The organism is Sphingomonas sp. NIBR02145 (assembly GCF_027359115.1).
Lineage (GTDB): Bacteria > Pseudomonadota > Alphaproteobacteria > Sphingomonadales > Sphingomonadaceae > Sphingomonas > Sphingomonas kyeonggiensis_A.
Map to the genome: position 1 here is coordinate 1321415 of NZ_CP114791.1, position 13535 is coordinate 1334949.

The following is a 13535-nucleotide window of genomic DNA, read 5'->3' on the forward strand; positions in this document are numbered from 1 at the left end:
CGGTGCCGCTAAGCTCGATCTCCTGCGTCAGTCGGGAGGATCGCTTTGCACGGAAACTGGGCCGAGGCGCTGGGCGTCCCGTCATTCGAGACGCAGTGGTTCCTGCCGCGCTACCAGCCCATCCGCAGCGGCGACTGGGAAATCCAGATCGGCCAGAACATCCTGGCGCAGGGCTATTGGGGCCCGACCAGCTTCATGGCGGAAGTGCCGGTGCTGCTTCGCGCCGGCGAGACCTGGATGTCGATCACGCCGCTGGAGATCGAGAGCCAGACGATCGGGCTGGCGCTGGCCCACGGGCATGTCGTGATCATGGGCCTCGGCATGGGCTGGGCCGCTGGTGCGGCGGCGCTGCACGAGAAGGTGACGCAGGTGACCGTGATCGAGCGCGACCCGGAGGTGCTGGCGCTGCACCGCGAACTGGACCTCTTCGGCCAGCTGCCTGACGCCGCCCGCGCCAAGCTGCGCGTCCTTCAAGGGGACGCGCTGGAATGGCGGGCAGATACGCCGGTCGATCTGCTGATGCCCGATATCTGGCTGCCACTGATCAGTGACGGGCGCGTGGAAGAGGTGCGCCGCATGCAGGCCAATGTGCAGGCCGGCGCGATCTATTTCTGGGGACAGGAACTGGAGATCGCCCGCCACGCCCGTGCCGCCGGCCTGACGCTCGACGCGGCGGGGATCATGGCGACGATCGCACGCATGGGCCTGCCATTGATCGGGCCCGGCTATCCCGGTCATGCCGCCATTATCGATGCCGTGGCCCGGCGCTGGATGCGCGAACGCTGGCTGCCGACTACGACCATCTGAGTGATAGCGTTACCACAGCTTGACGGATATAAGCTCGCCGACAACGCTGACAAAAAGTCGGGAGAGGGAATCATGAAGATGCGCCGCCACGCCGTTGCAGGTTCGTTGATCGCGCTGGGCATCGCCCTGGCCGCCGCGGCACCCGCCGCCGCGCAGGACCAGCCCCGGCCCTGGCTCGACGCCAAGCGCGCGCCCGACGAGCGGGTGAAGGCAGTGCTCGCCCAGATGACCGAGGACGAGAAGCTCACCCTGGTCTTCGGCTATTTCGGCACCGATTTCGCGCCCAAGAACGGCTACAAGGCGCCTGCCGAGGCGCGGCCGGGCTCGGCCGGCTATATCCCGGGCATCCCGCGGCTGGGCATCCCGCCCCAGTGGCAGACCGATGCCGGCGTCGGCGTCGCCACCCAGGGCGGCGCGGCGAAGAAGCGCGGACGCACTGCCCTGCCCTCGGGCCTGGCCACGACCGCGAGCTGGGACGTCGACCTGGCCCATGCCGGCGGCGCGATGATCGGTGCGGAGGCGCGCGCGTCGGGCTTCAACGTGATGCTCGCCGGCGGCGTCAACCTGATGCGCGAGCCGCGCAACGGGCGGAACTTCGAATATGGCGGCGAGGATCCGCTGCTTGCGGGCACGATGGTCGGCGCGCAGATCGCCGGCATCCAGTCGAACCATATCGTCTCGACCGTAAAGCATTATGCGATCAACGATCAGGAAACCGATCGCGATACCGGCAACTCGATCATCGACCAGGTAGCGGCGCGGACCAGCGACCTGCTCGCCTTCCAGTTCGCGATCGAGAAGGGCGATCCCGGCTCGGTGATGTGCTCGTACAACCGGGTGAACGGCACCCATGCCTGCGAGAATCCGTGGCTGCTGAATGACGTGCTCCGCCGCGACTGGGGCTACAAGGGCTATGTGATGTCGGACTGGGGCGCGACCCATTCGACCGCGCCGGCCGCCAATGCCGGGCTCGACCAGGACTCCGGCTTCCCGTTCGACAAGGAGCCCTATTTCGGCGCGCCGCTAAAGGCCGCGGTGGCCAAGGGCGAAGTCCCGGCCGCACGGCTCGACGCGATGGCCGGCGCGATCCTGCACGCGATGTTCGCCAACGGGCTGGTCGACCAGCCGGTGACCGACGCGCCGATGGACCTGGCGCCGGCGATGCTCGCCGATCACGGCGAAGTGACCCGCAAGGATGCCGAGGGCGGCGCGGTGCTGCTCCAGAACAAGGGCGCGATCCTGCCGCTCTCGCCGGCGACGCGGAAGATCGTCGTGATCGGCGGACGCGCCGACAAGGGCGTGCTGGCCGGCAGCGGCTCCTCGCTGGTCTATCCAGTGGCGGGCAATGCGGTGCCCGGGCTCAAGCCGACCAGCTGGCCGGGGCCGGTAATGTATTATCCCGACGCGCCGCTCGCCGCGATCAAGGCACAGGCGCCCAATGCCGAAGTGGTGTTCGCCGATGGCGGCAATGTCGGCAGCGCGGCGAAGCTGGCCAAGGGCGCGGACGTGGCGATCGTCTTCGCGACGCAATGGGCGGGCGAGGCGTTCGACGTATCGCTTACGCTCGAGGACGATCAGGACAAGCTTATCGCAGCGGTAGCCAAGGCCAATCCGCGCACCGTGGTGGTGCTCGAGACCGGCGGGCCGGTGCTGACGCCGTGGCGTGGCCAGGTCGCCGGCATCCTCGCCGCCTGGTATCCGGGCACCCAGGGCGGCGGCGCGATCGCCCACCTGCTGTTCGGCAAGGTCAATCCCTCGGGTCATCTGCCCGCCACCTTCCCCGCCAGCATCGACCAGCTGCCCAAGCCGTCGACCCCGAACAAGGGCGACACGACCTACAGCGAAGGCGCGACGGTCGGCTACAAATGGTATGACGCCAAGGGGCTGACTCCGGCTTTCCCGTTCGGCCACGGGCTCAGCTATACCGAGTTCGGCTATTCGGGGCTGAGTGCGCGTGCCGATGACGGCAGCGTTTCCGCCAGCTTCACCGTGCGCAACACCGGCAAGGTGAAGGGCAAGGCGGTGCCGCAGCTCTATGTCGCCGGCGCGGGCTGGGAAGCGCCGAAGCGTCTGGGCGCGTTCGACAAGGTCGAGCTGGCGCCGGGTGAAGCGAAGAAGATCTCGCTCAAGGTCGATCCGCGCCTGCTCGCAACCTGGGACGCGGCGAGCAGCAGCTGGAAGATCGCGGGTGGCAGCTACAAGGTGCTGCTCGGCACCTCGGCGAAGGACATCGTCGCGACGGTGCCGGTGACGCTGACCCCGCGGACGATCGCAGTGGGCTGGCGGCCCTGATCTCTCCCTCGTCATCCCCGCGAAAGCGGGGATGACGGTTAGAGGCTAAGCCGCCGTCCTTCCCGTGCACTCTCCCGCGCGAGCTCGGCGACGCGCAGGCCCAGCACCGCGTCCTCGCCCGGCACCGGCGCGGGGCCGCCGGTAGCAATGGCGCGCGCGATACCGGCATAGAAACCGCGATAGTCCCCGGCCTCGGTCGGCACGATCTCGCTGCTGCCATCGGCGCGGGTGAGCGTGCCGTGGAACCGCGCCTCCTCATCGCCGACGCCGGGATCGGTATAACACGCGCCGTCCTTCACCCGTGGCTCCTGCGGGTCGAGGCCATGCTTGGCGAAGTCCGCCTTCGTGCCGTGCAGCCAGAAGCGCGGGCGCGGCGTGACGAACAGGCGCCCGGCGGAGAGCGTCACGCGGCGCTCGCCGTAGAACAGCGTGATCTCGAAATAATCGTCGGTCCGCCCGCCTTCGCGCTGGACCGCGATGTCGCCGTAGACCGCCTCGGGCCTGCCGAACAGCTGGAGCGCCTGGTCGATCAGGTGCGGGCCGAGATCGGCGAGGATGCCGGCACCGGCCTCGGGATCTTCCTTCCAGGCCTGGGCGAGTGCGGGGCGGAACCGGTCCCAGCGCAGCTCCGCCAGAATCACCTCGCCCAGAACACCGCTGTCGAGCAGCTTGCGCACGGTGAGGAAGTCGCCGTCCCAGCGGCGGTTGTGGAAGGCGCTGGCGATCAGACCCTTCTCCCGGGCCAGCGCGACCAGCGCTTCGCCATCGGCGACGTTGGTGGCGAAGGGCTTGTCGATCACGACATGCTTGCCCGCCTCCAGCGCCCGGCGCGCGAGCGGCACATGCGTGTCGTTGGGCGTGGTGACGACGACAAGCTCGATCGACGGATCGGCGAGCAGTGCATCGGCATTGGTGACCGCCACATCCGGATAGCGTTCGTGCACCTGGTCGGCGCGCGAAGTGGCGATTGCCGCCAGCTCCAGCTCGGGCACCGCATCGACCAGCGGCGCGTGGAAGGCGAGCCCACCCAGTCCATAGCCGATAACTCCGGTGCGGATCATGCGGCGCCTCCTTGCTCTTTCCGTTGGGTTCTCTGAAACATGCACGTCACCCCGGCCTTGAGCCGGGGTCCCGCTTCTTCCGCCGATTAGAGACAGCGGGACCCCGGCTCAAGGCCGGGGTGACGAAGAGAGACATGCATCCATGAACGAAGAAAAAGCGTGATCCCGACTCCCGAGCAAGATCACGGAGGGGAGCCGTTCAGATCGCGTATTTCGCCCGCTGCGGCCGGCTGAGCATCGCGTTTGCCGCATCGTCCCCGATGAACTTCTCGGCCTTGGGATCCCATTTCAGGCGCCGCCCGGTCTTCATCGCGACATGATGGAGCAGGCAGGTCGAACAGGCGCGGTGGCCGATCTCGGCGGGCGCGCTGACCGGTACCCCTTTCAGGATCGCATCGAGCCAGTTCCGGTGCTGCTCGGGCGCCTTGTAGAGTTGCACCTCGTTCGGGCCGATCACGCTGTCGAGGATCTTCGCATCGCTCGCGGTCAGCGGCACCTCGGCCGGCTTGGAAGGATCTGACGAGGAGACCGCGCCGGTGCGCTGGACGAACACCCAGCCCCTGTCGCCGATGAACTTCACGCCATTGGGCAGCGCGCCCGAGATCGTCATCGTCACGCCATTGGCATAGCGGGCATGCGTCTCGAACGGACCGTGCACGTCCCACAGGCCGGATTTGGGGAATTCGGCACTGCCCCAGATCTCGACCGGGCCCGAATGCTCCATGTCCATGCCCCAATGGGCGATGTCGACATGATGCGCGCCCCAGCCGGTGATCATCCCGGCGCCGAACTGCTCCATGCGCAGCCAGCCCGGGCGATCCTCGAAGCTGTTCTGCGGATGGACGCGGATCTCGGTATAATATTGCTCGGGCGTGGTCCCCAGCCAGGCGTCGTAGTTGAGGTTCGGCGGGATCGGCATCCGCGGCGCCTCGGGTCCCGAAGGATCGCCCGGCAAGCCGATCTCGACATGCCTGAGCTTGCCGACCCGGCCGTTGCGGACCAGTTCGCAGGCACGGTGGAACTGCGGCCAGGGGTCCTGCCCGCGCTGCTGCGAGCCGATCTGCAATATCCTGCCCGACTTCTTCACTTCGTCCGCCATCCGCCGACCCTCGGCGATGGTCAGCGAGGCGGGCTTTTGCAGATAGACATGCTTGCCCGCCTGCACCGCATGCACGGCGAGCGGCGCGTGCTGGTGGTCGGGGGTCGAGATCAGCACCGCGTCGATGTCCGTCGCGGCAAGCAACTCGCGATAGTCGGTATAGCCGCGCGTACCGGAGTAATTCTTCCCCGTGCTGGCGGCATAACGGTCATCGACCAGCTGCATGCCCGCGCCGAGCCGCTTGGTATCGACATCGCACACCGCGACGATCTGGGCGTCGGCGTGCTTGTGGATCTCCTTCATGTCATGGACGCGGCTGATCCGGCCGACACCGATCGCGCCCACCGCAACACGGTTGGAGGGAGCATTCCGGCCGAACACGCTGGACGGCACGATCATCGGCGCCGCTACCGCTCCGATCGCCTGGCGTCTGGAAAGCCGCATGCCCCTCTCCTCCTCTTCGTGGTTCAGGCCGTGATGGGCCTCGTCGCGTTCTTCTGTGCGGTGAGCACCAGCTCGGCGGCGAGCAGGGCCTGTTCCTGATCCTGCGCCACGCTAGAGCGCTCGACGATGTCGGTGATGAATTGCGAGCCGAAGGGCAGCGGCATCTTCGAGCAGTCGATATAGCGCACGCCCTGCTTGTCGCAGATCAGCAGGTGGTTGCCGCCGGGGCGCCCCGCGATGTCGACATATTTGCGCAGCTCGATATAGCCCTCGGTACCGAGGATGAAGAGCCGGCCGTCGCCCCAGGTCGGCAGGCCGTCGGGCGTGTACCAGTCGACTCGGACATAGCCGGTGCCGCCGTCGCCGGTCAGCATCATGTCGCCGAAATCCTCGAAGCCCGGCTTGTCCGGCCATTTGAGGTTGCCGGTCTGCGCCGCGACGACGTGCGCGGTCTTCGAACCGGTGTAGAACAGGAACTGCTCGGCCTGATGGCTGCCGATATCGGTGAGGATCCCGCCATAGCGGTTCTTGTCCCAGAACCAGTCCGGCCGCCCGGCCCCGACACGATGCGGCGCGAGGTTCACCGTCTGGATCACCTTGCCGATCCGCCCCTGCTGGACGAGCTCGCCGGCATGGACCGCGGCGCGAACTTCCAGCCGCTCGGAATACATGATCGCGAACTTGCGCTTCGTCTCCGCGATCGCCTTGCGAACCTCGGCAAGCTGCTCGAGGCTGGTGATCGCCGGCTTGTCGCCCAGATAGTCCTTGCCCGCGCGCATCGCCTTGATGCCCAGCGGCGCGCGCAGATCGGGGATCGGCGCGCCGACGATGAGCCCGATCGCCTCGTCGCCCAGGATCTCGTCCTCGCTGCGGGCGAGCTTCACGGCATTGCCATAGCGCTTGCGGAAGGTGTCGACCTGCTTCGGATCGGCCGAGAAAAAGGCCCTGAGCACGCCGCCGCCGCGGATCATCGCGTCGGTCATCGAATAGATATGCGCATGGTCGAGCCCGATCACGCCGAAATCGACCCGGTGCTTCACCCCAGGCTCCGGCCCGGCAGGCGCGGCATTCTCGGACGGCGCATTGCCCGAGCTCTGCGACTGGGCGAGCACTTCGGGGGGCAGCATCGCGGCAATGCCGGCCATGCCGAGGATCGAACGACGGTCCATGTCACGCACTCCTGTCATTTCACCCCGCGTCACTTCGGCGGCGTCGCGGCGGTCTTCCAGTTGATAACGTGATAGGTCGCCGGGGTCCCGCCCGCATTGCGCAACGCATGTGGCGCATTCGACGCATTGAAGATCACCGAACCCGGCCCAAGCCGCTCCCATTTGCCGCCCGACAGCGTCTCGACGGTGCCGGTGTCGACGATCACCAGCTCCTCGTTCGGATGGGTGTGCGGCGGGTGCGAGTACAGGCCCGGATTGAGCGTGGTGACGTGCATCTCCAGCTCGGACAGCGTCGCGGTCGGCTGGCGGACGAGGTTGCGGATCTCGCCGACATCGGTCTTCTGGACCGTGAGCTTGTTCCAGTCCCACACCGTCGGCCCAAGCAGGTCATGCTGCTGGGCAAGAGCGCTGGCACCCCATCCGCAGAGCAATGCCGCGCTTGCGACGAACACATCCCTTTGCGTGATTCGCATCACCACTCTCCTCGTCCGCGCGGTCGTTCGCCGCTTGGGACAAGGGAGTGATAACCGCAATTGTCCGAGTTTTGAACTCTATTTTTCGAACATGGCCACTGCACCGCCATGTGCCGCGAGATCGAGCGTCAGCGTCTCTCCGTCCGCCACTCGCTTCTCGGTGAGGACCGGTGCATCCGGCTGGGCGCCATCCGCCCAGAGCCGCATCACTCCACCCCTAGGCCCGAGAAAATCGAGCGACACAGTGACCTTGCGCGCGGTCTCGCTGTTCATCGCGCCGAGATACCAGGTCCGGCCCTTGCGGCGGGCGAGCACGATATACTCCCCCGTCTCGCCCGCCAGATAGCGTGTCTCGTCCCAGCTCGCCGGCACCGCCTTGATGAAGTCGAACCCCGCGGGACTCGCAGCATAGGTATCCGGGCTGTCCGCCACCGCGGCGAACGGGGACAGGAACACCACATACATCGCCAGCCCATGCGCCCGCGTCGTCTGGACGAAGGGCAGGTCGTTCCGGATGCGGAAGGTCTCGGGCGTCACGTTGCGGAAGCCGCCCGGCGTATAGTCCATCGGCCCGATTAGCCCGCGCGTGAAGGCAAGCATGACGTTGTGCCGCGACGTCGCCCGCCTGCTCCACTTGTTATACTCGGCGCCCATCACGCCTTCCTGCGTCATGAAGTTCGGCCAGGTGCGTGCCAGTCCGCGCGGCGGGAACGCGCCGTGCAGATCGACCATCAGATGATGCCGCGCCGCCGCGCCGAGCAGCTTGGTGTACCAGTTGACCATCCACTGGTCGTCCCGGTCCATGAAATCGACCTTGATGCCGGCAACGCCCATCTTCTCGTAGAGCGCGAGCGCATCCTCCATCTGCTCGTCGAGCGCCTGCCAGTGCATCCACAGCCACAGCCGCACCTTCTTCGACTTCGCATAGTCGGCGACTTCCTGGAGGTTCAGCGCATCGGCCCATCTGGTGATGTCCACACCCGGGCGGCGCACCCCGCCCCCGCCGGCCCCGGCGTACCAGCCCTCGTCGATCATCGTATAGGGCAGGCCATTGGCGGCAGCGAAGTCGATCAGCGCCTTTGCGACCGCAGTGGTGCTGCGCTGGCCGGGGAGCGACGCGATCACCGGCCCGCTCCACCAGTCCCAGCTCGTCAGGCCCGGCTTGATCCAGCTGGTGTCCTCGATCCGGCTCGCGCTCGAGAGGTTGCTGACCAGATTGCTCTCGTTGAGCTTGCCGAGCTGGTCGGCGAGCATGACCACCCGCCACGGCGTGACGATCGGGCTGCCGACACGGCTGTGCACCGCGATCCGGTAATCGTCGAGCGAAGGCGAGAGCTTCACCTGCAGGCCCGGCCCGCCGTCACCGCGCCCGGTCAGATACATGCCGGCAAAGTCGATCAGGTCCGCCTCGGTGATCGCAAAGGCAGCCTTGCCGGTCTCGCAGGCAAAGGGGACGTCGAAGAGATTATGGTCGCGCAGATGCGGGACATCGACGGGGTCGAACTCGCCCTCATGGCTCGATCCGAACTTGCCGACATTGAAGCCCCAGCATTTGTAGCTGGGTGGAAAATAGAAGCCGGTGCGATCATAGCGGACGATCGCCGCCGCGGTCTGTGGCTGGACGGGAACGACCGTGCGGAACGCAACGCCGTCGTCATAGGCACGCAGCACGATGTCTAGCCTGCGCTTCGCCCCCGCCTTCTCCTGGAAGTGCACGGTGAGCTGGTTGTAGTGGTCGCGCGCCTCCGAGGCGGTACCCGCCACGATCGGATAGCGCGCATCGGCGCTGGCCGTCTCCGATCCCGTAACCGCGAGATTATAGCCCAGCGTATCCGCATCGAGATCGAGCAGGATCGGCGACGGCGCGATCACGATATTGCCGGCGCGCGAGATCGCATAGACCGGCGTGCCCGAGCCATTGAGCTGGATCGAGATGCGGTTGCCGCCGTCGGGCGAGACGGCAGTGAGCAGCTGTTGCGCGGAAGCGGGCGTGATGGAGAAGAGAGCCGCGAGCGCCAACAGTACCCCCCTCCCTGCAAGGGAGGGGCTGGGGGTGGGTGGATGCACGCGATACGGCGCGATGAAGCCGGTGGAAGCAGTATCGCCATGACGCGACCCACCCCTGCCCACTCCCTTGCAGGGAGGGGAATTGCGCAGGAACCGCATCACGCCTTGTGCGCCTTCAGCACCGGCGCGAGCACGGTCTCCATCGCGGCATAGCCCTGTTCGGTCGGATGCACCCCGTCATAGGCCATGCCGGGCTTCATCGCGCCCTCCCCGGTCGCCAGCACGCCGGTATAGTCGACATAGGTGGCGCGAGCACGGCGGGCATAGTCCGCCAGCCAGGCGTTGATCTTCCGGATGGGCTGCACCGTCTCGAGGCCTTGGCGCCACGGGAAATGATCCGCTGGCGGCACGGAGGCGAGCAGCACCTTGATACCGTTGGCCTGGGCCAGCTCGGTCATCATGCGGAGATTGTCGCAGCTCTGCTGGACGGTCATCTTGCCGGTGTTGCCGGCGATATCGTTGGTCCCGGCCATGATGTGGATCAGGCGCGGCTTGAGCGCGATCACGTCGGCCATCATCCGCAGCACCATCTGCGGCGTGGTCTGCCCGCTGATCCCGCGGCAGATCCGGCCGGGCGTGAAGAAGGCCGGATGCTTGGACTGCCAGCCCTCGGTGATCGAATCGCCCATGAAGACGATATCGACCTTCCGGCCCGAGGCGATCAGCGTTGCGTTGTCGGCGGCGTAGCGGCCGAGCCACGGCCAGTCTTCCTTGAGCTGGCGCTGATGCTTGTCCTCCCAGCTCTCCTGCGCCTGGGCGGCCCGGGCAGCGGCGGGGAGCAGGAGCGCTCCGGCAAGGAAACCACGGCGGACGATCGGCATCTCGGCACTCTCCGGCATCGTTAGATACCGGTAACAGTAGCGCCGGCCGGGTGCGCAAGGAAGCGCCCGATGCAGGATCGGGCGCTCCGAAGAAAGGCACGCAAGTTCTGGCGAAACGGGCCGTTTAGTGGATCGGCCCGGTGTTGTGCGCGGATATCGGCGTCGGGTCGGACAGCGTAACGCGCACCAGTTCGTTTCCTTGCCGCCGGAGGGGAGTATCCGGGGTCCGGCGGCAAGTGAACGAAGCTTCTCCGATCAGTGGATCGAAGCGGTCTCGCCCTCGGCATTGACCACCGGCGCACGGCCGGCAGCGATCGCGAAGCCGCACAGCGCGACATAGCAGAGCGCCGGAACGATCAGCGCGAAGCTGTAGCCGTGCGAGCCCGAGACCAGCCCCACCAGCAGCGGCAGGATCGCGCCGCCGACGATGGCGGTGCAGAGCAGGCCCGACGTCGATTCGGCGCTCGCGGTCGAACGCTCCAGGGTGAGCGTGAAGATCACCGGGAACATGATCGAGTTGAACAGGCCGATCGCCAGCGCGACGAAGCCGGCGGTGACGCCGCCCACCGCGAAGACATAGAGGCACATCGCCGCGGCGATCGCCGTGAACAGCGCGAGCAGCTTGTGGGCCTTCACCACGGTGAGCAGGCCCGAGCCGATCGCGCGGCCGACCATTGCGCCAAGCCAGTAGAAGGCAACGGCCTTGCCGGCTTCCTGCAGCGAAACGCCGTGCACGCCGTCGCTACCCATCGCATAGCCGAGCAGCGGCACGCTGAACGCGGCGTCGGACTGGCCCCAGATCGCGTTCGAGTTGAGGAACAGCGCCATCTGCGTGCCGATCGACACTTCGGCGCCGACATAGAGGAAGATGGCGAGGCCGCCGAACAGCGCCCATTTCGACGAGAAGGCCGCGAACAGGCCGTCGCTGGTCGTCGCCGGCGCCGGAGCTGCCTCGGTGACGACACGGCGGCTGAGGAAGAAGAACACCGCCAGCGCGGCGATCAGGCCGCAGATCCAGAAATAGGCGGAGTCGATGCCCTGCAGCGCCTGGGCGCGGATCTCGGGAGTGATCGTCGTGCCTTCCTTCACCTCGACGCCCTGCAGGAACAGGTGCGCGCCGAGCAGCGGGCCGAGGAAGGTGCCGAAGGAGTTGAAGGTCTGGCTGAGCACCAGGCGGAAATGGCTGCCCTTCGGGTCACCGAGCGCGGCGGCGAGCGGATTGGCCGCCACCTGCAGCACGGTGATGCCGCTGGCCATCACGAACAGGCCGAGCAGCACCAGCCAGTAATTGGCGGCGTTGGCGGCGGTCAGCATGATCAGGCAGCCGGCGATCATCGTGACCAGCGCGGCGATGATCGAAGGCACTGCCTTCAGCCGCGAAACCAGTGCCGAGGCCGGGATCGAGACGACGAAATAGGCGAAGAAGAACGCGAAGGCGCTCGCCTGGGCCTGGAAATCGGTGAGCGTGAAGATGCCCTTCACCGCGGCGACCAGCGGGTCGACCAGCGAGGTGATGAACCCCCAGGCAAAGAACAGGGTTGTGACGGCGGCGAACGCCAGCGTCGTCTGTGTTGAACGTGTAGATGCCAAGAAACCTCTCCCTGCGGACGTCGCCCGCTCCTTGCCACGGCGGGCGTTTGAGGGAAACTGGTCCGACAACGTTGCCACTGTCAAGGCGCGTCGTCGCAAAGTATAAATTCGACGCTCGCCACGCGCGCCCGCTTTGGCTTAATAGCAGGTGGCGATTCAGGTCGCCCGGCCTCAGGGCGGCCGCGAAGGAGATTGCGAGTGACCAAAGTGTTTTCGGGCCGGGTGGCCCGCCGTGCCGCATGGACAGCGGTACTTGCCGGAATCGCGGCGCCTGTCGTCGCGCAACAGGTTGCCCCCGCGCCGCAGACAAACCCCTCGCAGACGCTGCCCGTCGTACCCGTGCCGCCGTTCGTTCCGAACGCGCCGGTGGTGCTGCCGGTGCTGAGCGCATCGCAGGCCGCCGAGCTCGCGCCGATCCTCACCGAGGCCGGCTTCGCCCAGGGCCTGCGTCGCGCCGGCGATCCGACGCCGAGCTTCAAGGACAACCAGGCGCTGGTCCGCGCCGCGCTCGATTATGCCCGCGCCGTCCATTCGGGCCGCCTTGCGGAGGCCGATTTCGACCCGAACTGGGGCCTGCGCCCTACTGCCTATGATCCCCTGCCCGCCTTTGCCGAGGCAGTGAAGCAGAACCGCGTCGGCGCCTGGCTGCGCGACCTGCCGCCGCCCTGGGCCGGCTATGACGCGCTGCAGGCCGGCCTCGCCACCTATCGCCAGATCGTCGCCAAGGGCGGCTGGCAGAAGCTCGCCGCCGGTCCCGACCTCGCCGCCGGCGCCAGCGGCGCCCGCGTCGCCGCCCTGCGCAAGCGCCTCTCGGTCGAGGACAGCCAGGTCACCGCCACCGGCGACAAGTTCGATGCCGAGCTCAAGGACGCCGTCGTCCGCGCCCAGCGCCGCTACGGCCTCAACCCCACCGGCGTCGTCTCGTCGGGCACGCTCGCCGCGCTCAACGTGCCGGCCGAGGACCGCGTCGGCCAGATCATGGCGAACATGGAGCGCTGGCGCTGGCTGCCGAGCGAACTGCCCGCCAAGCGCATCCAGGTGAACATCGCCGCCGCCGTGCTCACCGTGTTCGAGGGCGACTCCCCGATCGCATCGATGAAGGCCGTCACCGGCCGTCCCGGCAACGAGACGCCGATGCTCCAGTCGAAGATCCACTCGATCGTGCTCAATCCGCCCTGGAACGTGCCGGCCGGCATCGCCCAGAAGGAGCTGTGGCCCAAGGGCGAGGCCACGCTCAAGGCGCAGGGCTACAAGATCATCGGCACCGGCGCGAACCGCCGCCTGCAGCAGCAGCCCGGCCCGAAGAGCGCGCTCGGCCGCTACAAGTTCGACTTCCCGAACAACTATGCCGTGTACCTGCACGACACGCCGTCGCAGTCGACCTTCGCCAGCTTCAGCCGGCTTGCCTCGCATGGCTGCGTCCGCCTGGAGAAGCCGGGCCCGCTCGCCCAGCTGCTGCTGCGCAACGATCCGAACTGGCAGCCCGAGCAGATCAACGCCGCGCTCGCCAAGGGCGACACGCTGCGCGTGAGCCTGCAGGACCAGGATCAGGTCTCGGTCTATCTGCTCTACTGGACCGCCTTCGCCAACGCGAACGGCACGATGAACTTCCGCGGCGATCCCTATGGCTGGGACAAGGATCTCGCGGCAAAGATCGAGAAGCGCTCGGCGATCACCGCCGCCGCCGTTTCCGCACGTTGATAACAAGGGGA

At 67.2% G+C, this 13535-nt stretch carries 10 protein-coding genes; 3 read left to right on the forward strand and 7 right to left on the reverse strand.

Annotated elements, in window-relative coordinates; genetic code table 11:
- Window positions 1-45: 45 nt before the first annotated feature.
- Together O3305_RS06115 and O3305_RS06120 are read left to right on the forward strand one after the other, a co-directional pair.
- Window positions 46-807, forward strand: coding sequence for a polyamine aminopropyltransferase (locus O3305_RS06115; protein ID WP_269575591.1), 762 nt, complete (start codon window positions 46-48; stop codon window positions 805-807).
- 78 nt (window positions 808-885) lie between these two features.
- Window positions 886-3099 carry a beta-glucosidase family protein gene (locus O3305_RS06120; protein WP_269576469.1) on the forward strand — a complete coding sequence of 738 codons (2214 nt, stop codon included), beginning with the start codon at window positions 886-888 and terminating at the stop codon, window positions 3097-3099.
- Window positions 3100-3137: 38 nt separating this feature from the next.
- Here O3305_RS06120 and O3305_RS06125 read toward each other — a convergent pair whose 3' ends face one another.
- The 7 genes from O3305_RS06125 to O3305_RS06155 all read right to left on the reverse strand — a co-directional run bounded on the left by O3305_RS06125 (window position 3138) and on the right by O3305_RS06155 (window position 11823).
- Window positions 3138-4160: an oxidoreductase gene (locus O3305_RS06125; RefSeq protein ID WP_269575592.1), complete on the reverse strand. Its 1023-nt coding sequence runs from the start codon at window positions 4158-4160 to the stop codon at window positions 3138-3140.
- A gap of 199 nt (window positions 4161-4359) precedes the next feature.
- Window positions 4360-5703 carry a Gfo/Idh/MocA family protein gene (locus tag O3305_RS06130; protein WP_269575593.1) on the reverse strand — a complete coding sequence of 448 codons (1344 nt, stop codon included), beginning with the start codon at window positions 5701-5703 and terminating at the stop codon, window positions 4360-4362.
- A 23-nt stretch (window positions 5704-5726) separates the two neighbouring features.
- Entirely contained in the window at window positions 5727-6872 is a 1146-nt protein-coding gene (locus O3305_RS06135) for a Gfo/Idh/MocA family protein (protein ID WP_269575594.1), read from the reverse strand.
- 29 nt (window positions 6873-6901) lie between these two features.
- The gene (locus O3305_RS06140; RefSeq protein ID WP_269575595.1) at window positions 6902-7345 is read right to left on the reverse strand and encodes a cupin domain-containing protein; all 444 of its coding nucleotides are present in this window, start codon (window positions 7343-7345) and stop codon (window positions 6902-6904) included.
- A gap of 78 nt (window positions 7346-7423) precedes the next feature.
- Complete coding sequence (locus O3305_RS06145) at window positions 7424-9364, reverse strand: glycoside hydrolase family 97 protein (protein ID WP_269575596.1); 1941 nt, start codon at window positions 9362-9364, stop codon at window positions 7424-7426.
- A gap of 146 nt (window positions 9365-9510) precedes the next feature.
- Window positions 9511-10251 carry a GDSL-type esterase/lipase family protein gene (locus O3305_RS06150; RefSeq protein ID WP_269575597.1) on the reverse strand — a complete coding sequence of 247 codons (741 nt, stop codon included), beginning with the start codon at window positions 10249-10251 and terminating at the stop codon, window positions 9511-9513.
- A 237-nt stretch (window positions 10252-10488) separates the two neighbouring features.
- Window positions 10489-11823: an MFS transporter gene (locus O3305_RS06155; RefSeq protein WP_269575598.1), complete on the reverse strand. Its 1335-nt coding sequence runs from the start codon at window positions 11821-11823 to the stop codon at window positions 10489-10491.
- 198 nt (window positions 11824-12021) lie between these two features.
- Here O3305_RS06155 and O3305_RS06160 point away from each other — a divergent pair, with 198 nt between their 5' ends.
- Window positions 12022-13524: a L,D-transpeptidase family protein gene (locus O3305_RS06160; protein WP_269575599.1), complete on the forward strand. Its 1503-nt coding sequence runs from the start codon at window positions 12022-12024 to the stop codon at window positions 13522-13524.
- Window positions 13525-13535 lie beyond the last annotated feature (11 nt).